This window comes from Roseibium sp. TrichSKD4 (assembly GCF_000148725.1).
Classification (GTDB): domain Bacteria; phylum Pseudomonadota; class Alphaproteobacteria; order Rhizobiales; family Stappiaceae; genus Roseibium.
This window is the reverse complement of sequence record NZ_GL476318.1, coordinates 1-25744: the sequence shown is the minus strand read 5'-3', so window position 1 is coordinate 25744 and position 25744 is coordinate 1. Positions and strand designations below refer to the sequence as shown.

General features: G+C 53.9%; 17 protein-coding genes. 11 read left to right on the top strand and 6 right to left on the bottom strand.

The genetic code is table 11. The features are described 5' to 3' along the window. Positions 1 to 10: 10 nt before the first annotated feature. The 5 genes from recN (at position 11) to TRICHSKD4_RS30310 (ending at position 9593) form a co-directional block, all read left to right on the top strand. Entirely contained in the window at positions 11 to 1681 is a 1671-nt protein-coding gene (gene recN, locus TRICHSKD4_RS15675; protein WP_009467859.1) for a DNA repair protein RecN, read from the top strand. Positions 1682 to 1768: 87 nt separating this feature from the next. Further along, a complete protein-coding gene (gene ligA / locus TRICHSKD4_RS15670; protein WP_009467858.1) occupies positions 1769 to 3934 on the top strand; it encodes an NAD-dependent DNA ligase LigA in 2166 nt (721 codons plus the stop codon). Positions 3935 to 4135: 201 nt separating this feature from the next. Next, positions 4136 to 6196, top strand: coding sequence for a methyl-accepting chemotaxis protein (locus TRICHSKD4_RS15665; protein ID WP_009467857.1), 2061 nt, complete (start codon positions 4136 to 4138; stop codon positions 6194 to 6196). A gap of 196 nt (positions 6197 to 6392) precedes the next feature. Continuing rightward, positions 6393 to 8798 carry an ATP-dependent helicase gene (locus TRICHSKD4_RS15660; protein WP_009467856.1) on the top strand — a complete coding sequence of 802 codons (2406 nt, stop codon included), beginning with the start codon at positions 6393 to 6395 and terminating at the stop codon, positions 8796 to 8798. A gap of 126 nt (positions 8799 to 8924) precedes the next feature. After that, positions 8925 to 9593: a hypothetical protein gene (locus tag TRICHSKD4_RS30310; RefSeq protein ID WP_139052166.1), complete on the top strand. Its 669-nt coding sequence runs from the start codon at positions 8925 to 8927 to the stop codon at positions 9591 to 9593. Here the strand turns inward: TRICHSKD4_RS30310 and TRICHSKD4_RS15655 are convergent. After that, positions 9538 to 10889 (bottom strand): IS3 family transposase gene (locus tag TRICHSKD4_RS15655; protein WP_371256818.1). Its coding sequence is split into 2 segments (ribosomal slippage): positions 9538 to 10551 and positions 10554 to 10889, totalling 1350 coding nucleotides; the frame shifts between segments, so codons are not numbered across the junction. The two genes, TRICHSKD4_RS30310 and TRICHSKD4_RS15655, sit on opposite strands and share 56 nt — an antisense overlap. Before the next feature lie 600 nt (positions 10890 to 11489). On the opposite strand from TRICHSKD4_RS15655, the gene TRICHSKD4_RS15645 reads away from it, so the two are divergent. From TRICHSKD4_RS15645 to TRICHSKD4_RS15635, 3 genes are all read left to right on the top strand, one after another. Then, the gene (locus TRICHSKD4_RS15645; RefSeq protein ID WP_040617015.1) at positions 11490 to 12203 is read left to right on the top strand and encodes a response regulator; all 714 of its coding nucleotides are present in this window, start codon (positions 11490 to 11492) and stop codon (positions 12201 to 12203) included. Then, on the top strand, positions 12184 to 13587 hold the full coding sequence (locus TRICHSKD4_RS28270; RefSeq protein ID WP_139052165.1) for an ATP-binding protein: 1404 nt from the start codon (positions 12184 to 12186) through the stop codon (positions 13585 to 13587). The genes TRICHSKD4_RS15645 and TRICHSKD4_RS28270 overlap by 20 nt, the downstream gene beginning before the upstream one ends. Positions 13588 to 13728: 141 nt before the next feature. After that, positions 13729 to 14619: a 50S ribosomal protein L11 methyltransferase gene (locus TRICHSKD4_RS15635; RefSeq protein ID WP_009467852.1), complete on the top strand. Its 891-nt coding sequence runs from the start codon at positions 13729 to 13731 to the stop codon at positions 14617 to 14619. Between the two features lie 78 nt (positions 14620 to 14697). Here the strand turns inward: TRICHSKD4_RS15635 and TRICHSKD4_RS15630 are convergent, their stop codons facing one another. Beyond that, on the bottom strand, positions 14698 to 14901 hold the full coding sequence (locus tag TRICHSKD4_RS15630) for a hypothetical protein (RefSeq protein WP_009467851.1): 204 nt from the start codon (positions 14899 to 14901) through the stop codon (positions 14698 to 14700). Positions 14902 to 15228: 327 nt separating this feature from the next. Here TRICHSKD4_RS15630 and TRICHSKD4_RS15625 point away from each other — a divergent pair, with 327 nt between their 5' ends. After that, the gene (locus TRICHSKD4_RS15625) at positions 15229 to 17043 is read left to right on the top strand and encodes an aminopeptidase P family protein (RefSeq protein WP_040617014.1); all 1815 of its coding nucleotides are present in this window, start codon (positions 15229 to 15231) and stop codon (positions 17041 to 17043) included. 75 nt (positions 17044 to 17118) lie between these two features. On the opposite strand, the gene TRICHSKD4_RS15620 is transcribed toward TRICHSKD4_RS15625, so the two are convergent. Next, positions 17119 to 18762, bottom strand: coding sequence for a chloride channel protein (locus TRICHSKD4_RS15620; RefSeq protein WP_009467848.1), 1644 nt, complete (start codon positions 18760 to 18762; stop codon positions 17119 to 17121). Positions 18763 to 18875: 113 nt separating this feature from the next. After that, positions 18876 to 19385: a thioesterase family protein gene (locus tag TRICHSKD4_RS15615; protein ID WP_040617013.1), complete on the bottom strand. Its 510-nt coding sequence runs from the start codon at positions 19383 to 19385 to the stop codon at positions 18876 to 18878. Between the two features lie 100 nt (positions 19386 to 19485). Between TRICHSKD4_RS15615 and TRICHSKD4_RS15610 the strand changes: the two genes are divergently transcribed. Together TRICHSKD4_RS15610 and TRICHSKD4_RS15605 are read left to right on the top strand one after the other, a co-directional pair. Next, positions 19486 to 20895, top strand: coding sequence for an FAD-binding oxidoreductase (locus TRICHSKD4_RS15610; protein ID WP_009467846.1), 1410 nt, complete (start codon positions 19486 to 19488; stop codon positions 20893 to 20895). A gap of 91 nt (positions 20896 to 20986) precedes the next feature. Continuing rightward, positions 20987 to 25114: an AsmA family protein gene (locus tag TRICHSKD4_RS15605; protein ID WP_371256817.1), complete on the top strand. Its 4128-nt coding sequence runs from the start codon at positions 20987 to 20989 to the stop codon at positions 25112 to 25114. Here the strand turns inward: TRICHSKD4_RS15605 and TRICHSKD4_RS15600 are convergent, their stop codons facing one another. Both TRICHSKD4_RS15600 and TRICHSKD4_RS15595 read right to left on the bottom strand, forming a co-directional pair. Further along, positions 25115 to 25345 (bottom strand): ribbon-helix-helix domain-containing protein, encoded by a 231-nt coding sequence (locus TRICHSKD4_RS15600; protein WP_009467844.1) that lies wholly within the window; start codon positions 25343 to 25345, stop codon positions 25115 to 25117. A 15-nt stretch (positions 25346 to 25360) separates the two neighbouring features. Beyond that, complete coding sequence (locus TRICHSKD4_RS15595) at positions 25361 to 25570, bottom strand: DUF4169 family protein (protein ID WP_009467843.1); 210 nt, start codon at positions 25568 to 25570, stop codon at positions 25361 to 25363. Between the last annotated feature and the right edge of the window lie 174 nt (positions 25571 to 25744).

Here is a 25744-nt window from a genome sequence, read left to right as displayed (position 1 = left end):
GAGCCGTTTCATGCTGGCCAACCTGGCCATTCGCGACATTGTCCTGATTGACCGCCTCGACCTTGAGTTCTCTGAAGGCATGTCTGTGCTGACCGGGGAAACGGGTGCTGGCAAATCTATTCTTTTGGACTCACTGGCCCTTGCCCTTGGCGGGCGAGGGGATGCCGATTTAGTGCGCCATGGCGAACGGCAAGGTCAGGTCACAGCGGTGTTTGATGTGCCGATGGCGCATCCCGTTCGAACTTTTCTGTCTGAAAACGACATTTCCGACGATAGCGATGTGATCTTGCGCCGGGTTCAGGCCTCTGATGGGCGGACACGGGCATTCATCAACGATCAGCCGGTAAGCGCAGGCTTGATGCGTCAGGCGGGCAATCTGCTGGTCGAAATTCATGGTCAGCACGATGACCGTGCGCTGGTGGACCCGGAATCGCACCGTGAGCTGGTTGACCTTTTCGGTTGGCTGCAGGGTGAAGCGGATGGCGTGGCATCGGCCTATTCAGCGTTCAAAATGGCCGAAAAATCCGTCAAGGATCACGAGGCACGCATAGAGACAGCGCGCAAGGAAGCTGATTACCTGAAGGCGTCAGTTGAAGAATTGAGCGCACTTGCTCCTCAGTCCGGCGAGGAAGAGGAGCTTGCCGAACGACGCGCCACCATGATGAAGGTTGAGAAGATCGCAGGCGACCTCAATGAAGCCTTCGAGACGCTCAATGGCAATGCCTCACCGATCCCGGAACTTGCCAGCCTTTTGCGCCGAATGGAACGCAAGGCGGATGATGTTCCGGATTTGTTGGGAGCGCCTGTCAGTGCGCTGGCCTCTGCACTTGACTATCTGGAAGATGCTCGCGGCGGATTGGAAAGCGCCTTGCGGGAGACGGACTTCGATCCACGTGAACTGGAGAGCGTAGAAGAGCGCTTGTTTGCGCTCCGGGCTGCATCGCGAAAGTTTTCCGTCCCGGTCGAGGAATTGTCGCCGCTGTGTGAGCGGATGGCAGTGGATCTCGCAGACCTTGATGCGGGCGAGGACAAATTGTCCGCGCTCCATGAGGCAGCGCGCAAGGCTCGCGATGCCTTTGACCAGAAGGCTCTGAAGCTCTCCACCAAGCGCGAAAAGGCCGCGCGTGCGCTGGAAAAGGCTGTTCTTGATGAGTTGCCAGCCTTGAAACTGGAACGGGCAAGATTCATCGTTGAAATGACCAGCAATGCGGAGACGCCCTCGCGCTCCGGCATTGATGAGCTTGAGTTCCATGTACAGACAAACCCCGGTACCAAACCGGGTCCGATGATGAAGGTTGCCTCTGGCGGCGAACTGTCCCGGTTTCTCTTGGCGCTAAAGGTCGCGCTGGCGGACAAGGGGTCTGCGCCGACGCTTGTCTTTGACGAGATTGATACGGGTGTTGGCGGTGCTGTGGCCGAAGCCATCGGCGTGCGCCTTGCACGGCTTGCAAGCTCCGTTCAGGTGCTCACTGTCACGCACGCGCCGCAGGTGGCGGCGAGGGCTGCAGGGCATTTCCTGATTGCCAAGGAAGAGACCGCGCCGGAGCGCATGGCAACCCGTGTCAAACGGATTGATGATGAGCACCGCAGTGAAGAAATTGCGCGCATGCTCGCCGGGAGCACCATTACCGAGGAAGCTCGGGCGGCTGCGCGAAAACTCATACACGAAGCAGCATCCTGATCTTTCCCGATTGCGCCGAGTGGCTTAAATCTAATTCCAGTGACCGTGCAGCGTTTATAGCTGTTTGCCTTTAAAAACGGATGTCCCATGACTGATACAGCGGCTGTTTCTGCTTTTGAAAAACTGGATGTAGAGGCGCTGACCAGCGAACAAGCCGAAACGGAACTTGAACGGCTTGCGAATGCAATTGCCAAGCACGACAAGCTGTATCACCAAGATGATGCTCCGGCGATTTCCGATGCCGATTATGATGCTTTGAGACGTCGTAACACGGCTATCGAGGCACGGTTCCCCGATCTTGTTCGAGATGACAGCCCGTCTCGAAATGTTGGCGCGGCCCCTTCCGAAGCCTTCTCCAAAATTGAGCACAAGGTTCCGATGCTCTCGCTGGACAATGCGTTCAACGACGAGGATGTTCAGGACTTTGTTGGGCGGGTGCGACGCTTCCTGAAATTCGATCCGTTGATGGGGGCATTGGCTGTCACTGCAGAGCCCAAAATTGACGGGTTGTCGCTGTCGTTGCGCTATGAAGCAGGTGCCCTTGTCTATGCGGCAACGCGGGGAGATGGGACCACCGGCGAGAACGTAACCGCCAATGCCAAGACCATTTCCGATATTCCGCAAAAGCTCTCCGGAGATGCTCCCGATGTGGTGGAAATACGGGGTGAGGTCTATATGGCCCATGCGGATTTTCAGGTGCTTAATCAGCGGATGGAAGCCAATGGCGGCAAGGTGTTTGCCAATCCGCGCAATGCGGCTGCCGGTTCGCTTCGCCAGTTAAAATCCGAAATCACAGCCTCGCGCCCATTAAAGTTTTTCGCCTATGCGTGGGGCGATATGAGCGCACTGCCCGCGGACACGCAAATGGGCATGGTTGAGCAGATGAAGGTCTGGGGCTTTCAAATCAACCCGCTGATGAAGCGCTGCGAAACGGTTGAGGAGTTGCTGGCCGTCTATCACGGCATTGAGGAAGACCGTGCGACGCTCGGTTATGACATTGACGGTGTGGTCTACAAGGTGGACCGGCTGGATTTGCAGCAGCGGCTCGGGTTCGTGTCGCGTTCGCCGCGATGGGCGATCGCGCATAAATTTCCAGCGGAAAAAGCCTATACCATTCTCAACGAGATCGACATTCAGGTGGGCCGTACGGGGGCACTGACCCCGGTTGCCAAATTGGAACCGGTAACCGTTGGTGGTGTCGTCGTCTCCAACGCCACGCTTCACAATGAGGACTATATCAAGGGCATCGGTCAGGATGGTGAACCAATCCGGGGCGGCAAGGATCTGCGTCCGGGCGATACCGTGCAAGTCCAGCGCGCTGGCGATGTCATTCCGCAGATTGTGGATGTTGATCTGAGTAAGCGGAAAGAGGGCGCTGAGCCGTTTGAATTCCCCAGCGTTTGCCCCCGTTGTGGTAGCCACGCGGTGCGTGAAGAGAATCCGAAGACCGGAAGGTTGGATGCTGTGCGTCGGTGTACAGGAGCCTTGATCTGCCCCGCACAAGCAACCGAACGCTTGAAGCATTTCGTGTCCCGCAATGCTTTTGACATTGAAGGGTTTGGCGACAAACAAGTCGATGCCTTCTTTGCGGATGGGTTGGTCAAAACGGCTGCTGATATTTTCACGCTGGAAGAGCGGGACAAGCAATCGCTGACCAAGCTGCGCAATCGCGAGGGCTGGGGGACTGTCTCGGCCAAGAACCTGTTTGAAGCGATCAACGCCAAGCGGAACATTGATCTCCATCGTTTGATTTTCGGCCTAGGTATTCGTCATGTGGGCGAGGGGAACGCAAAACTACTGGCGCGGGCCTATGGCTCCTGGCAGGCGTTTTATGATGCGATGGTGAAGGCGCACGATAAAAACGGCGAAGCCTGGGAAGACTTGAATGCCATTGACGGGATCGGACACATCGTTGCCGAAGCGCTGACCGAGTTCTTCGCAGAAGAACATAACCGCGAACAGCTGGATGCCCTGTTGGCCCAAATCTCACCCAAGCAAGTCGAGCAGATTGATAGTTCCGGATCGCCTGTCGCAGGCAAGACGGTGGTCTTTACAGGGGCCCTTGAGCGCATGACAAGAGATGAGGCCAAGGCGATGGCAGAGCGTCTTGGAGCGAAGGTCTCCGGGTCTGTTTCAAAGAAAACCGACCTTCTGGTGGCCGGACCCGGTGCGGGGTCAAAGCTGAAAAAGGCTCAGGGTCTCCAGATCGAAGTCATCACTGAAGATGTTTGGTTTGATCTGGTTGGAGCCTAATTACATCGTAGTGCATGTATTATTGTGTCGCTAATGGCAATTTAGTTGAGCAGAAATAGCATAAAGTTCTTTCGAATATTACAAAATAGCGTCAATATATACAATTTTGACGAAATAATAAATATCGCTCTCTCGTGTTATTAATTTTTAAGTAATCGGAGTTGACCTAAAGTTAGGCAAATCTTGCATCAAGAGGTCAACATGTTTCAACGTATAAAGATACAGGTCTTGAGCCTAGCTCTTATTCCACTTCTGGCCGTAGTCGTATTTGCAGGTGTGGCGCTCGGTGAGAAATACGTAGAGTTGTCGAGGCATGCCTATATGCCGTCCTTGACGAGGATCGCGGAGGATGCCGGAAACGTCATTCACGAATTGCAGAAGGAGCGCGGCCTCACAGTTGCTTGGATTAACAGTGACTATGAGGAAGCAAACGTTTCGGAACTGAAGCAACAACGCAGTTCAACCGACAGTATCATAGCGGTTTTTGACGGCCACTTGGCAACTGCAGATATTAGCGACAAATACCTCCTTAAAGAACTCAACCACGTTGCTCAAGCTGTTCATGAAGTCGAAAATGTGCGTAAAAAAGTAGATAGCAAAACTTTTGATGTTATCGCTGTCACGAAAAAGTATTCTTCGGAAATCAAGGAACTAATTCACTTGATTGGAATTAGCGTTGAAGCTTCACCGTCTCCAATGATTTCGGCCGAGTTGCTGCCTTATCTTCCGCTGATCGAGGCGAAAGAATCTGGTGGGTTAGAGCGTGCAAAGGTTGTCACTTTGCTGTCCAGTTTTGAAAAAAACAAAACGGTCGATCTTGATCTCTACAAGGATATGTTGGTTTGGTATGGAGGTGAAAAGGCGTATCTTGATGAGTTCAAAGCAATAGCGCTCAAAGATCATAAAAAGATCTATGAATCTGAGATGCAAAATCCTATTGTAGCCAAAGTTCAAGAATGGCGAAAACTTATTCAGGACTTGCCTTCGACTGAAGATCCGAAAGTTATAACGGCTAGTGAGTGGTTTGCCGCTTCTACAGAGCGTTTAGATGCCCTAAAAAACGTTTCTGATGAGCTTATCCACAGGGCAGAAGCTGCTGCTGACGCCGATATTGCAGGCCTAAAAAATCACATCGCAATTCTGGCGGTCGTCAGTGTCGTCGTATTTCTCATTTCCAGTGCGATTGTGTTCGTTCAACTGAGGAGTGTGATCGGTATTCTTGCGAAACAAAAAACCATTGTTTCGGAGATGTCTCAGGGCAATCTTGAAGTCAAAGTCCCTTTCCAGTCTCGTCCTGATGAGATTGGCGAGATTGCAAGGGCGACAGAGGTCTTCCGCAGCAACATGCTTCAGCAGAAGAAGTTGGAAGCGGATGCGGCTAAAGCGCGTGAAGCTGATGCAGAGCGTCAAGCTTATCTTGAGAGCCTGATCCAAGGCTTTGAGGCTTCTGTTCAGAGCGTTCAAGGTCAACTGGAGAATGAGACGCGGTCTGTGGGTCAAGTCGCCCAGCAGATGGTCACGATTGCGCAGGAGGCTAGCGGAAGAGCCTCTGCGGCACAGTCTTCGACTGGTGAAGCCTCGACAAGTGTTCAAACCGTCGCGTCGGCGGCCACGGAATTAGCAGCTTCCATCAAGGAGATTTCCCGTCAGTCCATGACGGCGAACGAAATTTCGACAACCGCGTCTGAACGTGCGCAAGCCACAGACCGGGATGTGTCCAGTCTTGCAGACAGTGCCGACAAGATTGGTGAAGTTGTTGAGATGATCCGGGCGATTGCCGAGCAAACCAATTTGCTGGCCTTGAATGCCACGATTGAGGCGGCACGGGCAGGTGACGCCGGTAAGGGCTTTGCGGTTGTTGCGGCAGAGGTGAAAGAACTTTCGCAGCAAACAGCGCGAGCGACGGACGAAATTTCCTCGCAAATTGGCGGCATTCAAGGTTCCACCAAAGGGGCTGTCGAGGCCATTCGCGAAATTGTGGGGCATATCAGCCAAGTTCAGGAGGTTACTGGGGCGATTGCTGCTGCAGTGGAAGAGCAGGAAGCGGCGACTGGAGAGATCTCCCACAGCATCAATATCGCTGCGTCTGGCAGTTCTTCTGCTTCTGAAAATGTTGTGGGTGTTACGGAAGCGATTTCCCAAACACAACAACAGACCTCTGATGTCAGCCAGTCAGCGGACCGTTTGTCCGAAGCTGCTGGTGATCTGAACTCTGCGGTCAATCAGTTCCTTTCCAGCGTGCGTGCGAACCAGGCTGCTTAGGGGCGTTTATTCCGATTGAGGGAACGGAGGCAAGGGTTCGGCTTTGCCTCCGGTTTTTCAATTTGTGGTTTGGTATTCGATTTATTGATCGGGCTTTGCCTTTAGTTTTCCCGCGAAAACTCTTTCCCCCGCCTCGTTCTTCCCATATTTGTTGCTATATTGTTCTCTACCTGCAGCAACAGAACTGGTAATTCATATGACTGACCCGGACGGGTTTAATGAGGCTCCTCAAGCGCGGTTTGCAGCAAATACTCCAGCGCCAACAGGCGGGGGTATTGCGGCAAGGGCGATGGCTGCACGGCAGGCGCCGACCTATCTGGACGGGTTGAATCCGGAGCAGAGGCTGGCGGTGGAGACAATTGACGGTCCGGTTCTTGTTCTTGCAGGTGCCGGGACTGGGAAGACCCGTGTCTTGACCACCCGCATTGCGCATATTCTGGCAACGGGCAATGCGCGGCCGTTTGAAGTTTTGGCTGTGACCTTCACCAACAAGGCTGCGCGGGAGATGAAGGAGCGGATTTCCGGCTTCATCGGCGGTAGTGTTGAAGGCATGTCGTGGCTTGGCACGTTTCACTCCATCTGTATGAAAATCCTGCGCAAACATGCCGAGCTGGTTGGACTGAAATCCGGCTTTTCCATATTGGATACGGATGATCAAATACGCCTGATGAAGCAGATCATTCAGGCGGAAGGTTTGGATGACAAACGCTGGACGGCGCGTGCCTTTGCCTCGCTGATAGATGGCTGGAAAAACCGGGCGCTGACTCCATCCGAGGTGCCTGAAGGTGAGGCGCGTGCTTTCGGCAATGGCAAGGGGCGCAAGCTCTATGAGGAATATCAGGAGCGGCTGTCGATCCTGAATGCCGCCGACTTTGGTGATTTGCTGTTGCATGTCATCACCTTGTTCAAAACCCAGCCGGACGTTCTGGCCAACTATCAGCGGCGGTTCCGCTACATGCTGGTGGACGAGTATCAGGACACCAATATTGCCCAGTATCTCTGGCTGCGCCTGTTGGCGCAGGGCAATCCGAATGTTTGTTGTGTGGGCGATGATGACCAGTCGATTTATGGCTGGCGCGGGGCCGAGGTCGATAACATCCTGCGCTTTGAACATGACTTCAAGGGCGCAACAGTGGTGCGTCTTGAGCGCAATTATCGCTCCACCAGTCATATTCTGGCCGCTGCGTCTCATCTGATTGCCCACAACGAAGGGCGTTTGGGCAAGACGCTGTTCACGGATTTCCATGAGCCGGATCATGATCTGGTATCGGTCGCTTCCGTTTGGGATTCAGAAGAAGAAGCCCGAACGATTGGCGACGAGATCCAAGCGCTGCAGGGCAAGGAGCATTCGCTCAATCAGATCGCCATTCTCGTGCGGGCTTCGTTCCAGATGCGCTCGTTTGAAGATCGCTTTGTGACCCTTGGGCTGAACTATCGGGTTATTGGCGGGCCTCGCTTTTATGAGCGGATGGAGATCCGCGATGCACTGGCTTACTTTCGCTGTGTCGTTCAACCCGCTTATGACCTTGCTTTTGAGCGGATCGTCAACACGCCCAAGCGTGGGTTGGGAGATGCCAGCTTGAAATTGGTTCATGGCCTAGCACGCGCCAATCGCATCCCGTTGATGCAGGCGGCGGATCAGCTTTCCCAGACGGAGGAGCTGAAGCCCAAGCCACGCAACACTTTGAAAAACCTTCTGGTTGATTTTGAGCGCTGGCGCGGCCAGCTCGAGACCATGAAGCACACCGAGCTTGCCGAAATCATTCTGGACGAGAGCTGTTACACGGAAATGTGGCGCAAGGACCGGTCAGCTGAAGCGCCGGGGCGGCTGGACAACCTCAAGGAGCTTATTCGCTCCATGGAGGAGTTTGAGTCCATGGCGGGGTTCCTGGAGCATATTTCCTTGGTCATGGATCGCGATGGCGCGGATGAGCAGGAAGCTGTCTCGATTATGACGCTGCACTCTGCCAAGGGGCTGGAGTTTGACACTGTCTTCCTTCCGGGTTGGGAAGAGGGGCTGTTTCCGCATCAACGCTCGCTGGATGAAAGCGGACGGGCTGGTCTTGAGGAAGAGCGCCGCCTTGCCTATGTGGGTATCACGCGGGCGCGAAAGAGGGCCAAACTCTACTTTGCCTCAAACCGCCGCATTCATGGCCAGTGGCAGAACTCCATTCCGTCACGCTTTCTGGATGAATTGCCGGCAGAGCATGTGGAAATCGCAGAGCCCTCCACCAGCTATGGTGGATATGGCGGTGGCGGCTATGGGCCGTCGCGGTTTGATCGGGCCGATAGCTTTGAGCGCGGCAGCTATTCCACCCCCGGCTGGCAGCGGGCTCAACGAGCCAAGACGTCGTCTGGCAACAGTTATGGTCAGGACCTGAAATCCTCCCGTGCCAAACGGCAGGGTCCGTTGACGATTGAGGGGGAACTGGTTGCCAAATCCGTGAGCGACGATCCATCGGCATTCTCCCTCGGTGAGCGCGTGTTTCACATCAAGTTCGGCTATGGGTCGATTGCTTCCATTGAGGGCAACAAGTTGACGATTGATTTTGAAAAGGCTGGCCGCAAGAAGGTGCTCGACAACTTTGTTGAGCGGCACTGATTTCTGCCCTTATGGAAAGGCAGACCAACTTCCTTTCGCATACCTTCTGAAAAATGCCTCTACGGAATTGAGGCAACTATAAATTGTGTTAATTTCTACTGCATGCAAAGTGCGGTGGGAGCGGGTATGAGGTTCTCGAACGATTGGGTGCGGTTTACCGCTGCGTTGGTATTTGGTGTAGCTGGTCCCTTATCGGTGAATGAGGTTCTTGCTTCTTGCGCCGGGTTCGGCGCGGGTACACATATTGTTAGTGGCAGTACGCGAATAGCGCCGTCCGACTTTTCGCCGCCACGAGTTTATTGTTCTAACGGAACCACTGAGATCTTGGTTTCGAGCGGGAGCTCCATCGCGGCGAATGGTTCAATAGATTTCTACGCCCCGATATTTTTCGATCTCAATCGAACTGCAAAAGTTAATTCAATAACATTTTTGAAAACATCGATTGATGCAGCAGCTACAATTGGAACTGACTTCCTTCGTCTGAGGCAGACGCCAGGAACGGATGATTTAGGTGCTACAAGGATCAATCTGCTGGATGTGACCATTGGTGCGAATCGTGCAATCACATTGGTTCCGCAATCGGGGGATACGCAATTTCAGAATGTTTACATCGCCAGTTTGACCGCTACTCCGATTGTCTATGAGAGCTTCACTGTGAACAATCCTGTCCATCGTCAGGGATTTTTGGACAGATATGGGCGTTGTTTAAGGGAGTATCTGGCTCATCTGTTTGTCGATATTAGGCGGCCTGTTTGCGGTGTTGCAAGCGGCGTTGTTCGATGGTGCTTTGTTTGATCCTTTCTCGTTTGCGCAGGATTTGTTCGCCGCGCCCGAAGTAGACGTCAGCGGGTGTGAGGTTCTTCAAGCTCTCGTGATATCGGTGATGATTGTAGTGGCTGATGAACTTGCTTATTTGGGCTTTGAGGTCACCGGGCAGGAAGTAGTTCTCCAGAAGGATCCGGTTTTTCAAGGTCTGATGCCATCTTTCGATCTTGCCCTGCGTTTGGGGGTGGTATGGGGCTCCACGCACATGGTCCATGCCTTTGTCGTCGAGCCAGTCGGCCAGCTCACCGGCGAAGTAACTTGACCCATTGTCCGACAACAGTCTTGGCCGGTGGCGGACACTGGCCTGATTACAGCCTGAAGCCTGTAAGGCCAGTTCCAACGTATCCGTGACATCACTGGCCAACATCGTCGTACACAGCTTCCACGCGATGACATAGCGGCTGTAATCATCAAGGATTGTTGACAGGTAAAACCAACCCCAGCCAATAACCTTCAGATAGGTGAAGTCTGTCTGCCACAGCTCATTGGGCGCTGTGGTCTTGTTCTTGAACTCGTCAGCTGCCTTGACCACGATAAAGGCCGGACTGGTGATGAGGTCATGGGCTTTCAGCAACCGGTAAACACTGGCCTCAGACACGAAGTACTGCTTTGTGTCCGTAAACTGGACAGCCAGCTCCCGAGGTGAGAGTTCCGGTTCTTCCAGGGCCAGATCAATGACCTGTTGGCGGATATCATCGGGGATCCGGTTCCAGACCCGTGCAGGCATGGGGGGCGTGTCCTGCAAGGCATCTATGCCACCGGTTTGATATTTGTCATACCAGACGTAGAAGGTTGACCTTGGAATACCCAGCCGATCCAGCGTCTGTCTGACTGGAAGATGGGACTGCTCCACCAGTCGAATGATTTCAAGTTTCTCGGAGGCGGGATATCTCATTCGTCGTCGACCCCATCCCCGATCATGCTTTTTTTGAGAAGGCGAAGTTCCAGAGCCTGTTCTGCAACCACTTCCTTCAAGTCCCTCGTCTCTTTGCGAAGAGACTTTACTTCATCAGAACTGGCTTCACGAGCTGCGTCCCCAGCAAGCCGTTTCTTGCCCGCTTCCATGAAGTCCTTGGACCAGGAATAATACTGGCTCTGGGCGATACCTTCCTGGCGGCAAAGTTCTGCAATGCTGTCTTCGCCTCGAAGACCAGAAACCACTATGCGGATCTTCTCTTCAGCGGAAAACCGACGGCGGGTCTGGCGTTTGATGTCTTTTACGATCCGATCCGCATCGTCGGTCACTCGGTCCTTCTTTCGTCTCATCATTTGCTCCTGAGTCAGCAATGATGAGCCAAAATCACTCCCTTACGAAATCAAACCAATTTGTCCATTAGGCGCTGACGGAGGACATTTCTCGTATTGATTGTGTGGTAAGTGTGAGAAATATGCTGCGGCGCCTCATATAAAATCGCAGAAACCGCCAAAATTCGGGAAATTACAATAATCTGCGTTCACGAGTTTGTGATTTTTCGAATCTACTCATAGAAACTCCGGTTGTATTTTCTGGTTGAGTTAAATCACACCGTCCGGAGGCAAGTTGTATTACGTATGCATTAGCTCTCTGAGCTCTAAGGAGCGTCGCAGGACTTAAATCCTTAAAATTGTAATCAAATTGATGCTTGACTGCTTCCTACTGGTCCTTTCAGTCAAGATTTCTGGCTGCGCAGTATTCGACCAAAGTATAAATTCATACACTATCAAAAGTTGCGTTTGAGAGATGCGATGTGTGTCGGGGTAATACGTAAAACTTATAGTTACTTTTTTTGGTTTTCAGGTGTGTCTAATAGTTAACCTGACGAAATCCGCTCAACGCTGCGGAATGTGGGGAACAGTAAAATTGGGGCGAATTAAGTGCTGGAGGAGATGACGAGACACATACTGGTTGTGGAAGATGACCCGGAAATCGGAGACCTCATCCGTCACCATCTTGAAGAGCAAGACCTACGCGTGACGGTGGTCGAGAATGCGACCGCCATGGATCGTACTCTGAGCGAAGAGCAGGTAGACCTCATCCTACTGGACCTGATGTTGCCGGGTGAAGATGGTATTAGCGTCTGTCGGCGCCTCCGGTCAGCAAGTCCTGTGCCCATTATCATCGTGTCTGCGCGCGGCGATGATTTTGATCGGGTGATCGGATTGGAGGTTGGTGCTGATGACTATCTGCCTAAGCCATTTAATCCGAGAGAGCTGGTTGCGCGGGTCAGGGCCATGCTTCGGCGGATGGACCTCGGAAACGGCGGACTTAATTCATTGGCAGGTGACTTGGAGTTTGAGGGCTGGCGCTTGGATTCCAAACGACGTGTTCTCAAGAACCCTGATGGTGCGTTGGTTGCGCTCACTCCAGGTGAGTTCGATCTTTTGCAGGTCTTGTGTGAGCGGCAGGGGCGCGTTTTGAGCCGTGAACAACTTATTACTCTGACGCAGGGCAAAGTTGGTGTTTTGAATGGCCGAAACATCGACATTCTGGTGAGCCGCCTGCGATCGAAACTGGAAGCCGCTGGTGCCGAATACACGTTCATTCGGACAGTTAGATCAGGAGGCTACGAGTTCGTAGCCCGTGCCATTGCCAGCGATTGAGCGTAAACGCTGTCCCATTCTGGGGGCACTTTGTCCGAATGGGATGGCGGCACAGATCATGCTTCTGGTCGTTGTCGCCCTGATCAGCGTCAGTGCTGTGTTCGGTCTGCTGATCTATTTCAAAAAGGATCATGACACTGGAAATGGGGCAGCCACGATTGGGTATAAGCATGTTTTAGCTGTGCGGGAACTCAATGATCTGGCTCCGGCTGAGCGCGTGGCTGCAATTGAGACGTTCATGTCCGCAGACCCGGAGCTCAACCTTGAAATTGTATCCCGAGTTCCAGAGCCTGTTCACAGCCACAAACATCATAAACCTCCACCGGGTTGGCCGTTCAGACTGGGGCCAATTGGATCAGGCATTGAACTTGTCTCAGCAGAGCCAGTTTCGAATGACGGCCAAAAACTTCGTGTACCGCATCTGATTTTTCAACTGTCCGACGGACAATTGGTCAAGGCTGTTCTGAGTGGAAAATTTGGTCCAAAAACCAACCCGCATCGACCTCCCCACCCACACCCCGACTTTGGCTCTCCGTTTTTTCTTCCCGGCATTTTCGCGCTTTTGATCATTGTTGCCATATCATTTTGGATCTTGCGGGCGGTGGTTCGCCCGCTGTCCCAGCTGTCATCGGCAGCCTCAACTTTTGGGGAGAAATCTGTTGACCCTGTTCCGGTTGAGGAAGTGGGGCCTTGTGAGGTTCGCGCTGCTTTGGCGGCATTTAACAGGATGCAGCAGCGGATTAATGAGACGGTCCATCAGCGGACCCGCACATTGGCTGCAATCAGTCATGATTTTAGAACACCGCTGACACGGCTCCGTCTGAGGTCTGAGCTGATTTCTGACGAAAATCTCAAGCAAAGAAATTTTGTCGATCTTGAACTGATGGAAGGCCAGCTGAACAGCGCTCTGGATTACCTGAAAAGCGGCACATCTGAAGGGCCCAAAGCAAAGCTGGATCTTTCCAGTCTATTGGCTTCATTGGCGGACCAAAACAGCGGGATGGGGTTTGAGCCGCGGCTGGTAGTTTCGCCCGGATTGACTGTTTTGGGAAACTACGTCGAGCTTATGCGTGCATTTTGTAACATCGTTGACAATGCGCATGCCTACTCAAACAGGTCTGTAGAGATTTCGGCAGTCAGTCAGGGAGACAAGGTTCGTGTTGATTTTGCTGATCACGGATCTGGTATCGCTGCAGATCAACGGGAACGCATGTTGGAACCTTTTGAACGCGGGGATAGCGCCCGCACGTTGCAGTCAGGTCAGGGTTTTGGTCTAGGACTTCCCACTTGCAAGGCGATTGTGGAAGCGCATGGTGGTGAGATAACGCTTGATGAGACGCCCGGCGGCGGTTTGACCGTTAGAGTGACTTTGCCATCGGCCTAGGGCGCAAGGCCTTTCGTCAGATGGGGGGGCGGAATAATTTCGTTTTCAGGGCTGGTAGAGGTCCTGTCAGCGCTGTAAGACGCGCAGGGCATGCTCTCATTGACGGGCAGCGCAAGGTGTTTCCAATTTCCGTGTGAGCTCATGAAAACGATCCGTGTACGATTGACTGCCGAAGAACTCGAAGCCAAACGCATTTCCGAAATTCTGGAACGTGCCTTTGAAGATGAAGGCAATCCGGTCACGATCTATGAAGATTCAGCCGATGGAAAAATCTGGACTGCGGAAATCCTACTGTTCGATATGGAGGTCGAAGAAGCGGCTGACTTGGTGCGGGACCGGGTTGGGGCAGATGGATTTGCGGTTCCGCTGGATGCTGCAGAACTGCCGGACATCAACTGGGTTGAAAAAAGTCTGGAAGGCCTTGCGCCTGTTCATGCGGGAAGATTTGTGGTCCATGGCAGTCATGATCGCGGAAAGGTGCCTCCAGGCGCTTTTGGATTGGAAATCGAAGCAGCACTTGCTTTTGGAACTGGCCACCATGGAACGACGGCGGGCTGTCTTGAAGAGATTGACCGCCTTTTGAACATTCACGAGTTCAACAGCATTTTGGATTTGGGAACCGGAACCGGGGTGCTGGCGATTGCTGCGGCCAAGTTAAGCAGGCAAAGCGTTCTGGCAACCGATATTGACCCGATCGCAACACGGACCGCTGGCGAAAACGCCTGGTTGAACGGTGTTGGTCCGTTGGTGAAAACCTTTACCGCAAACGGGATGGAAGATCGGAAATTTGGCCTCTACGGTCCGTATGATCTGGTGATTGCCAATATTCTGGCCCGCCCGCTCATGCAGATGGCCAAGGCAATCTCCGCTCAGATGAGCGACCGTGCGACATTGGTGTTGTCAGGTCTTCGAATTGAGGATGGGCCGCGGATTATCTTTGTTTACGGAACTCAAGGTTTCCACCTTGAGCGGAAGCGGGAAAAGGATGGCTGGCTCACGCTGACATTTGAGCGCGGACGCAACAAGATCTGACGGCAATCGAAATTCATCCAATAAAAAAACGCGGTTACAACACCGCGCTTTACAGGCTTCAAACTGGATTGAACAAAATCAGAATACGCTGATGTTTGCGCCTTGGCGTTCCAGTTCCTTACGATCATAACCGTGAGCTGCCAGAGTGGCGTCGTCCAAGGACAGAAGGTAGCCGTTTACATACCGACGGGCTTGGATGGAACGAGCTTCAATCATCCGGTCAAAGGCGCGGCGTACGAGGCTGCCATTGGCGCGGGTAGATGTGGATGTGGTGGTAACCATTATGGTTCTCCGTGCAAGTGATGTGTTAGCGTTGTCGCTAAATGTCCGTTTTTGTTGCACTTTATATGGCTCAAAATAGTTTTGAGAAGTAGAGGGAAAGCAGCATGGCAGCCCTGCATTTCTCGCATATGCGAAGGAAATGCTGCATCGCACTGTTTTTGCATGAGAAACGGATTTGCCGGGTAGGGGGCAAGAAAAACTGCCATTAGGGATACTGGCTAAACTGAATGCTGAATTCTGCGGGTTGCATCTCGCGCATCAACCACTCATCCACATGGCGACATAATCGGCTTGATTGAACAATCGCGGAGAACTACCGTCGCCGACATGTTTCAGACCTTCGATGATCTCACCGATCCCTCCTGCGGGGCGCCGCATGCAGCGCTTCTCAGGGAAGAACTCAAGCGCCGGAATTTGAGCGGCTTTCTTATCCCTCGCGCGGACGCCCATCAGGGGGAATATGTGCCGCCACATGATTGCCGCTTGCAATGGCTGACAGGCTTTACCGGGTCTGCAGGTTTGGCTGCTGTGCTCGAAGACGAAGCAGCCATCTTTGTCGACGGACGCTATACAATACAGGTTCGCGATCAGGTTGACATAGCGGTTTTCCCAGCCCAGCACCTGATCAACGAGCCGGTTACATCCTGGCTGTCAAACCGCCTAAGACCCGGCCAACGCCTCGGTGTAGATGCGATGTTGCACCCTGTGAAAGAGGTGAAGCGGCTGCGTCAAGTCTGCGAGGATGCGGGCGCTGAGCTTGTGCTTTTATCGGATAATCCGATCGATGCTGTCTGGAGCGACAGGCCTGAGCCGCCGCTAGGTGCCGTTCAGCTGCACCCTGTCAGCTTGGCGGGGCAGGAAGCTGCCGAAAAGCTCGAGAAGATCCAAACTGCGATCTCTAAGAAGAAGGCCGACGCCTGTGTTTTGACACAGCCTGACTCAATTGCATGGTTGTTTAATATTCGTGGATCGGATGTCACTCATACGCCCTTACCGCTCTCTTTTGCATCCATTTCAGCTGAAGGGCGGCCAACGCTGTTTATTGATGGCCGGAAGCTCTCCAATTCGGTCCGCGATACTCTGGAAAAGGTGACGGATATTCTGGAGCCGTCCGAGTTCCTCGGGTTCCTTAGCGGCTTGGGGAAAGCGGGCAAGTCCGTGATGATTGATCCGGCACTGGCTGGTGAAGGGATTGCACAGACAATCTCGTCCGCTGGCGGGTCAATTGTCGAAGCCCAAGACCCCGTGCTTCTACCCAAAGCCATTAAAAACCCGATCGAAATTGAAGGCGCTAAAGCGGCTCACATAAGGGATGCGGTGGCTTATGCACGGTTCCTTTGCTGGTTTGACGAACAGTCACCCTTCGGTGAGCTGGACGAAATTGGAGTCGCAAAAAAGCTGGAAGAATTTCGGCACGAAACCGGTGCATTAAAGGATATTTCCTTTGATACGATTTCCGGTGCTGGCCCCAATGGGGCGATTTGTCATTACCGGGTAAGCGAAACGAGCAATCTCAAGATCCCGCAAAATGTGCCCTATCTGATTGACTCCGGTGGTCAATATGAAGATGGGACGACGGACATTACGCGTACACTCGCCGTTGGTGAGATGAGTGAGGAAATGTGCCGCCATTTCACGCTCGTTCTGAAAGGCCATATTGCGATTTCGACGGCTCGTTTTCCAGTTGGGACATCCGGGGCTCAGCTTGACACGTTGGCGCGGATTGAGCTCTGGAAGGCGGGCCTCGACTTCGACCATGGCACGGGTCATGGGGTAGGGTCCTATCTGTCGGTTCATGAAGGTCCGCAACGTATTGCGAAAACCGGCACACAGGCGTTAGAGCCGGGCATGCTCTTGTCGAATGAACCAGGTTATTATCCCGCCGGGCAATACGGTATTCGGCTTGAGAACATCGAGCTTGTCACCGAAGCGCGCGATATTCTTGGCGGTGAACGGCCGATGCTCGGGTTTGAAACCATCACGCTTGCGCCCTTTGATCTGCGTCTGGTTGAGCCAGCTCTCTTGACCGACAACGAACGCGATTGGTTGAACCGTTACCATGCGCGGGTCTGTGAAACTCTATCTCCCTTGCTGGATGACAAGACACGGGTTTGGTTGGAAAACGCGACACGCGCAATCTGATCGCTCCTGGCAATGAGATGATCCCAGAGCCTCTGCGGTGTATCCGCAGGGGCTTTTTTGAATTTGACTGTTCTCTTATCGGTGTTCTTCTTCGGTGGCGCGGATTAGAGCTTTGTTGAAATAGCTCAGCGCACGAACGTGCCGCGCCACGCCAACAATGCGTGTGGCATCTGCGCCGTCGACAACGGGCAGGGACACATGGCCGCTGTTGTCAAAGGCTCTTAGTGTACTTTCAAGAGAGTCTGTCGTGTGGAGATAAGGCGTGCCGCCAGCTGGATCGAAAATGCGATCCTCCTCGTCGTCGGGCGGTGGGTCCATAAACTCCCGGACTTTGACGCTTGTTCCAAGATAGGTGTGCGCGCCTTCGTGGAGGCAAACTCCGCGCATTCCGAGCTGCCAGTGAAAGAAAGATTTTCCATGAACGGCCTGCATCAGGCCGGTCGCAATGGAAACGCAAATCAACAGCGCGATGGAAAGTTCATAGCCGCCTGTCAGCTCAAACACGATCACTGTTGTGGAGACCGGTGCGCCGAGCACGGCAGCTGCAACTGCCCCCATGCCAAGGATCGCATAAAGGCCGTGGCTTGAGGCCATTTCTGGGTAAATTGAGGCGGCAATCAATCCGAACGCCCCGCCCGTCATCGCTCCCAGATAAAGGGCGGGCGAGAAGATGCCCCCACCGAATCTCGAGGCGAGGGTGATAGAGGTTGCTGCCGTCTTGGCCACCAGCAACATCAACATCAGCGTGATAGGCAGTTCCTGTTTCAGCGCCATGTCGGTTGCTTCATAGCCGACACCCAGAATATGCGGGAAGAACACGCCGATGCAGCCTATGGTAAAGCCACCGACAACCGGGCGAAGCCAAAGGGGCATGGAGATGTTGCGAGCAACATAGTCTGTGCCGATCAGTGAAAACTGAAAGATGATTGCGACAAGACCTGCCGTAACACCCAAAAGGGCGAAGGCCGGGATCTCCAGATATGAGGTAATCTCGTATTCGGGAATGATGAAGGCTGTTGCTTCCCCAAACCACAGGCGGCTCAAAACGGTCCCAATTGCAGAGGCCAGAACAATTGGGACGAAAGCCGACATGGCATAGTGACCAAGGATCACTTCATGTGCGAACAGCACCCCGGCAATGGGGGCGTTGAAGGAGGCGGAGACGGCGCTGGCCACTCCGCAAGCGAGCAAAATGCGGCGGGCGGAATCTGGCAACTGAAAGATTTGGCAAAGTGCTGTTCCAATGGTTGCGCCTAGATGAACCACTGGTCCTTCCCGACCAGCGCTGCCGCCAAAGCCGATCGAAATTGTTGTGACCAAGGCTGATAGCATGCCAGACTTGAAAGGAAGGCCACGCCCCCCAAGCGCTCTGGCTTCGATAACGTCGGCAACACCACCAGCGCGCTGTTTGGGCTGATAATTCTGCAAGAGCCAGCCCACAATGAGGCCGCCAAATGTTGGTGCGGCGACAATCACCCACCAGGGTTGACTGTTTGCAGCTTCAATCACCCGTTCTGACATCGTGCCGAGCCAGGTGAATTGATAGACGCCGATCAAAAGCCGAAACAGGGTCGCTGCAACGGCAACCAATGCGCCGATGATGACAGCCAGGACCCAGACCCGGGGCAGCCGGTTGGCCAGAAACAGGCGCATGTTTGGCGCAATCCAGCTAAACAGGATTGAAGGTAACCGCCACACATTTTCCAGTATCTGTTTCATTGGCCCCGAATTGGCTGGGCGTAGAGACCCTACAGCTTGTAGGTTTCAAGTTAAGGAAGTGTCGCCTGAGTCGTCAGGCGGCGCTACCCTTGTCGGCAAAAACCTGTGAGATTTCAGCCTGTTTTTCGTTTGATTGCGATGGAGCGTCCAGCTCTTTCCGGTTTGGGGAGTTCTACGTGCGCTTTCGCCAGTGCTGTCAGGTTCGCAAGAATATCCGCAGGCCATGGGGATACTTTGCGGGCGCTGAGGTCTACATGCAAAGACATTTGCTCTGATGTGGCTGAAATCCAGCCTTCGTCAGCATGGCGGAGTTCTTGAAAGAAATGCGCGCGCTTTTCGTCAAAATCTAGAAGTTGCAGATTGACTACCACGGGCATGCCGGCCTCAAGTTCTCGCAGATAGCAAACATGGACCTCGGCGGTGAAGAAAGAAGCATCTCGCGCCTTTACATAATCAGGGCCCATGCCCAGCCTGACAAAGGCATCATCAACGCCTTGATCGAACAGGACATTGTAATAAGCCATGTTGAGGTGTCCGTTATAGTCGATCCACTCTTCCAGAACCTGTTTGCCCTCACTCTCAAAGGGGGCATGTGGCCAATCCGCCAAAATCCATCTCCTCATTTTTATCCGTGACTGGAATCGCTTTGACGTTTGTTCCAAGTAATTCCATATTCCGATCTCAAAACAGTCGGCTCCGGCTGAGCATAGGAAAGGAAATCAGATGACACCACAGGCAACTGCGCTCGAGCAGACGGCAGAGAGCCGGGATGTTGTTGTTTCCCTGCTCAGTGAGCGTTTTGGTGATCGTTGCGCCCGGTCTGAGGCTCTCAGAGTTCAACACGGCCATACGACCACATGGCTCACCAATCAGCCGCCGGATGCTGTTGTCTTCGTGCGGTCTACTGAAGAAGTCGCGGAAATCGTTCGTATCTGCGCTGAGCATAAGGTGCCTGTGATCCCATTTGGCACCGGATCGTCATTGGAGGGGCATGTGAATGCGCCGCAGGGCGGGATCTCCATTGATCTTTCCCAGATGAATGAGATCCTTTCCGTTTCTCCAGAAGATCTGGATTGCCGTGTGCAGGCAGGCGTGACCCGCAAACAGCTGAATACCCACTTGCGCGATACGGGGCTGTTCTTCCCAATCGACCCGGGAGCGGACGCAAGTCTCGGCGGCATGGCGTCCACACGGGCCTCGGGTACAAATGCCGTGCGTTACGGGACCATGTGTGATGCCGTTCTTGGTCTCACCATCGTGACCCCTCAAGGCGAGATTGTGCGTACCGGCAGCCGAGCGCGCAAATCCTCCGCAGGGTATGATCTCACCCGGCTCATGGTGGGCAGTGAGGGGACACTCGGCATCATCACCGAACTTCAATTGCGCCTTCATGGTATTCCGGAAGCAATATCCGGAGGGGTGTGTCCGTTTCCCACCATTGAAGATGCCTGCAATGCAGTGATTACGACAATCCAATGCGGCATTCCGGTTGCGCGGATTGAGTTGTTGGATCCCGTTCAGGTCAAGGCGTGTAACATCTACTCCAAACTCGATCTTGCCGAGACACCGACACTGTTTCTGGAATTTCACGGGACAGAGGCTGGGGTTCAGGAACAGTCCTATCTTTTCAATGAGATAGCCGCAGAACTTGGCGGTGGCCCCTTTGTTTGGGAAACGCAGGCAGAAGCGCGCACCAAGCTTTGGGAAGCGCGCCATAACGCATATTGGTCTTCCTTCACCCTCCGGCCCGGAGCAAAAGGCGTGGCAACGGATGTCTGCGTGCCGATTTCTCGCCTTGCAGAGTGTGTCGAGGCAACCCGGAAGGACATTGAAACCAGCGGCTTTATTGCTCCCATCGTAGGTCATGTTGGCGACGGAAACTTCCATGTCCTTGTGTTGGTGGATGCTGACAATAACGAGGAGGTTCAAGCTGCCGAAGCGTTTGTTGAGCGGCTGAACTACCGCGCTATCGATATGGGCGGCACATGTACAGGCGAGCATGGGATCGGGCAGGGCAAGATCAAATACATGCAAAAAGAACACGGCAACGGGGTGGATGTGATGCAAACGATCAAGCGAGCATTGGACCCCGATAACATCATGAACCCGGGAAAAATCCTGCCTCCATCGTGACATAGTATTTAAATATCATACCATTACGGAATTTTCGGACGAAAGCAGGCTCAGGCGCTTTGGTGTATGTTATGCAAATTGAAATAAGGGAATCAGGTCTGGCAGGAGACGAAAGCTGAACCGCTTTTTCATCATCCTTGGCGTTGGGGTTATTCTGGTGCTGATGACAGCGCTGGTTGGGCCGTATTTTGTCGACTGGACCCTCTACCGATCCACATTTGAACGTTATGCCGAACGTGTCTTAGGTCATCCTGTTACTGTGCTTGGCGAAGCCGACATGCGGCTTCTGCCTGCGCCATCGATCACATTTTCCGATGTTCGTGTCGGGGCTGCGGAAAATCCTCTGCTTGTCGTTTCCCGGTTCCAGATGCAAGTCGAATTGCCACCCCTGATGAAAGGGGAGGTCAAGGTGCGGGACTTGCAACTGGATCGACCTCATCTGCAGCTATCCCTTGACGAAAGCGGTCGACTGGACTGGCTGACAGCGATGCCGGAAACAGGTGTTCTTGCGTCGTTGAATGCAGACGACGTTGCCTTTGAAAATGTTGCGATCACCAACGGCGCGTTATCTGTTGTTGATGCTCGCACGGGTGAAACCTTCCGGTTTGAAGGTGGCAATCTTTCTTTGAGCGCACGTAGCCTGGAGGGGCCGTTCAAGCTGGACGGTACCATTGCGCTTGATCAGGAACCTTATTCAATCTCAATGGCGACGGGGCGCCAACAGGAGAACGGGTCGATCCGTTTGAAGGGGCAGGTGACACCCACGCGCTTTCCGGTCGATCTGGGTCTCGATGGTCTGCTGTCGCATGAAAATGCTTCGCCGCAGTTTGAAGGCGCATTTAACCTGAGTTCGATACAGGCCCCGGAAGACGTCGATACGGCGTGGACCCTCTCCGGGCAAGTTGAAGCCGATATGGCCGAGCTTGAAGTGCCGGAATTTGAATATCGGTTCGGACCGCAAGAACGCCAGCTCTCGATGACCGGTACGGCGGATCTGGTCTATTCAGGTGCTCGGCGGTTTGAAGTACGGACCAGATCCAAACAGATTGATCTGGATCGCTTGCTTGGCGGAGGACCGCTCTCGCCGATTGATCTTGGCCAAGCGTCTGAGCTGGTGTTTGCTGCACTGTCTGCGGTTCCGGTTCCTGACATGGACGGGGCGATCAGTCTGGATGTCCCGGCGCTGGTTGTTGGTGGCGGCCTGACACAAGACATGCGTCTTGATGTTGAAACGGCCCTTGGCGGATGGCGCATTGCCAGATTTGCAGCCCGCGCACCCGGGCGAACTGTGATTGCCTCTCAAGGTGATCTCGTTCTTTCACCAAACCTGACGTATCGCGGCAATGTTTCCTTGAGCTCTCAGCAACCGGGCGCATTTGTGGGATGGTGGCGTCAGGCGAAATCTGGAGCCACCACGCTTCAGCCGATTGATTTGGAAGGGCGGATCAATGTTGTCCCGGACGGGTTCGTTCTGGAAAACCTCAATCTGGCGTTGGACGGTGCGGATGCAGATGGCGCGGTCTCTTTTCGCAAGCGCGTCAACGGCAACCCGATCTTTTCAATTAACCTGAATGCCGATCAGCTCGACATTGATGAAGTGGTGAAGCTCGGGCAGGCGGTTCGCGGAGAAGATGTTGGTCTGCGCGGCGTCTCTGAACGCCCTGGGCTTTTAAGCGATTTGGAAGTCTCTGCCCGCGTTCAAGCGGACCGCGTTCTAATCGGATCGGTTGAGGGAAAGAATATCGGCGTTGAAGCTGCTTTTTCCGATGGCGATTTAAAGGTCAATCGGCTGTTTGCGGGCGACTTGGCAGGAGCTGAGGTGGATGTCCGTGGCGGTGTGAACAACATTTTTGAAACGCCCCAAGGCAGCCTTTCCGGATCGCTTGTTGCATCTGATCTGGGCGGCCTCGTCAGCTTGCTCAAAACTGTGTTTCCAGATTCCGGGCTTGTTGATCGCGTCAAGCAGGCGGCTCCCTATCTGGTGCCGGCTCGGTTCAAGGCAGATCTGACCGCGCATGCGGACAATGACAAAAGCGATGTCTTCCTTGAACTCGATGGTGAGGCTGGCAGCGCGTTGACCGCCGTTTCCGGAAGTCTTTCTGGCCGGGTAGATGCCTGGAGGGATGCGGATGTTGGCTTGAAGTTGAAACTCACCGGTTCTGATGGTGGAACCATGCTGCGCCAGTTCGGATTCGAGGTTCTTCCTGTTGATGACCTCGGAGAGGCCACGGTTGCCCTTAGTGTTGAGGGGCGCCCCAAAGAGGGGCTTTCCGTAGACCTTGATGCCGGGTCAAAAGCTGCCAGCCTTGGCGTTTCCGGGACGGTGCGCTTGGCCGAAGACGGTGATGCGAAATATGATATCAAAGTTAGCGCCGCGACGCCCGACCTTGCGCCGGTTGCGCTTCTGGCAGGGCGGGTGTTGCCGATCATGGGCGGGGGGATCCCGGTTGATCTGCAGGCGTCTATATCCGGCAACACCGAACAGTTGGACCTGACCTCTATTGAGGGCACATTCGCGGGCGTAACCGTAGATGGATCAGCATCCGGCAGTCTGGAACCATCTGTGGGCGAGACGAACCGCCGTTTTACGGGCGATTTGGCGTTAAGCGAGCTTGACCTCAGGGTGTTGTCGGAAGCGATACTGGGGCCGGATCAATGGTTTTCCGCGGGCGATGGGTCTTCCATCTGGCCAAATGGGGCGTTTGGGGCAACCTTGGTGTCAGATCTTGATCTGACACTGCAGGTCTCTGCAAACAGGTTCATCGTTGCAGACGGTTTAGAGTTGGAAAACGCGGCCACTGAAATGCGGCTGACACCCATGATGCTGCGTTTGGATGGGCTGTCAGCTCAATATGCCAGTGGCCAATTGGATGCGGCCTTGGCGATCCGCCGCTCAGATGCAGAAGGTGCGGTTTCCGGCCGTATCAAACTTCAAGATGCAGATGTGCGCCGTCTGGTTTGGACGCGCAACGACAGGGCCGTAGCTACTGGATTGCTGGATCTGTTTCTTGAGTTCGATGGCGCTGGGCGCTCCATTTCTGCAATTGTTTCAGGATTGAATGGGGGCGGCACGGCGACGGTACGTGACGGAGCACTCCGCGGTATTAATCCGCGTGCGTTTGATCTTGTCATCCGGGCGGCAGATGCAGGGCTTGAGTTGGAGGATGAGGCGATCAAGGAGGCCTTCGTTAGTCACATGACGGTTGGCAGCCTGCCGTTTTCAAAACTGGAGGGCACTTTGTCGCTGCTCGGCGGTCGGATTAGCGCCCGAAATATCGTGGTTGATGCGTCGGATGCCGATATTTTTGGTTCTGTTGAGGCGGACCTGAACACATTTGAGCTTGATAGTGATGTCACGATCCGGATTGATCCGGGCGAAAATGCAGTGACCGGGGCTGAGCCTCAGGTCGGAATGCTGTTCAAAGGCGCGCTCGATCAACCTCAGCAATCCGTTGATATTGCTCCGTTCTCCGCATTCCTGACCCTTCGGGCATTCGATCAGGAAGTCCGGCGGGTGGAAAAGCTTCAAGCGGAAATTCTGGAGCGTGATCGGTTACTGCGTGAATTGAAACGTTACCGTGAGACCGACAAGCGTATGGAGCAGGCGGCCGCGGAAGCTGCTGCTCAAGAAGCTCTGGAGGCAGAGCAGGGCGAAGCGGCAACCGGACAGGGGGAAGAAGCAGATCCTGCAGCTGATCCTGCCGAACAAACAGACCTTCAACCCATCCGACCCACGGACAATGCATCCCTGAGTGAAATTTCTCCGGATGAGAGTGCTCCCGCGACTGCTTCGCTTGAGCAGCTTGCACCTGCAGCTGTCGATGCAAGTGCTGACGGTCGTGATTTCAGCTCAAGAATTCGCAGTATCATTGAAGCGTCAGACGATGCAGGTGGTGCGCCATTGCCCGCATATGAAACGCCTGACACAACTGAAACGGCGACCAGAGATACCGGCACTGCGTCTGATCTTCCGCCGCTCGCAGCTCCAGAGACAATTGAAGAATTGCTGACGCTTGATATCGGTACGCCGACCGTGTCTGACCTTGGAGCTGACGACAGCGGCGGCGATAACGTTGTTGCCAGTGAGCCTGCCCAAAGGACGCGACAGACGATCCAGCGCCGAACCACTGCCCCCGTTCAACCTGTGTCCTCTGAGCCGCGTTACATTCAGTTGCCAAATGGGATGGTGCGAGAAAACCCGAATTGGTCCGGCAACTGATCAGCCGGTGTTCGGACCGAATTTCTCTTGAACAATAGTTAGCGCCCAAACCCGGACAATGGATGACAGCGAGTCGTCTGGATCACGAGTGAGATCGATTTCTGCAATCAGCGCGGCCACGGCTTGACTGCGTCGTTCAGCTTCCTCATCCACAACAGCCCAAAATTCCGGCTCGAGAGCAAGACTGGTCCGGTGGCCGTGAAGGGTGAACGAGCGTTTGATCAGCCCCATGGCAAAATGCCGCCATCAGTCATTTTGATCGGCTTCGTCTTTTGCGGTGCGATCAAGGTGATGGGCGTCGACTGTCTTATTTAGATCCGTGATGGTTTTTTTGGAGACGTTCTTCTCGGCTTTGGTCCGGCCAAAGGCTATCCGGTTCTGATTGGCCTTTTCTGCCTTGTCGGCCCTTGCTTTGCGCTTTCGGGCCTGACGCAGATTGATGACGTCTCCGGTCAAGACTTTCGCTCCGACTGGTGTCAGGTCTTCTTGCGAAACGCGTCGAGGGAGACGACTTCGCCGCCACCTTCGCTCGTATCCGTATCTGTATCTGTGTCCTGCTTGTTCGCTGTTTCTGAGCCGCCAGGGTCGACATCAGAATTGGCACTCACGCCAACAGGCGGCTGTCCGACT

Coding starts and splice junctions, on each gene's coding strand:
- TRICHSKD4_RS15610 (WP_009467846.1), top strand. CDS start 19,486: ATGACACCACAGGCAACTGCGCTCGAGCAGACGGCAGAGAGCCGGGAT.
- TRICHSKD4_RS15660 (WP_009467856.1), top strand. CDS start 6,393: ATGACTGACCCGGACGGGTTTAATGAGGCTCCTCAAGCGCGGTTTGCA.
- TRICHSKD4_RS15630 (WP_009467851.1), bottom strand. CDS start 14,901: ATGGTTACCACCACATCCACATCTACCCGCGCCAATGGCAGCCTCGTA.
- TRICHSKD4_RS15620 (WP_009467848.1), bottom strand. CDS start 18,762: ATGAAACAGATACTGGAAAATGTGTGGCGGTTACCTTCAATCCTGTTT.
- ligA (WP_009467858.1), top strand. CDS start 1,769: ATGACTGATACAGCGGCTGTTTCTGCTTTTGAAAAACTGGATGTAGAG.
- TRICHSKD4_RS15645 (WP_040617015.1), top strand. CDS start 11,490: ATGACGAGACACATACTGGTTGTGGAAGATGACCCGGAAATCGGAGAC.
- TRICHSKD4_RS15665 (WP_009467857.1), top strand. CDS start 4,136: ATGTTTCAACGTATAAAGATACAGGTCTTGAGCCTAGCTCTTATTCCA.
- TRICHSKD4_RS15635 (WP_009467852.1), top strand. CDS start 13,729: ATGAAAACGATCCGTGTACGATTGACTGCCGAAGAACTCGAAGCCAAA.
- TRICHSKD4_RS15600 (WP_009467844.1), bottom strand. CDS start 25,345: ATGGGGCTGATCAAACGCTCGTTCACCCTTCACGGCCACCGGACCAGT.
- TRICHSKD4_RS15625 (WP_040617014.1), top strand. CDS start 15,229: ATGTTTCAGACCTTCGATGATCTCACCGATCCCTCCTGCGGGGCGCCG.
- TRICHSKD4_RS15615 (WP_040617013.1), bottom strand. CDS start 19,385: ATGAGGAGATGGATTTTGGCGGATTGGCCACATGCCCCCTTTGAGAGT.
- recN (WP_009467859.1), top strand. CDS start 11: ATGCTGGCCAACCTGGCCATTCGCGACATTGTCCTGATTGACCGCCTC.
- TRICHSKD4_RS30310 (WP_139052166.1), top strand. CDS start 8,925: ATGAGGTTCTCGAACGATTGGGTGCGGTTTACCGCTGCGTTGGTATTT.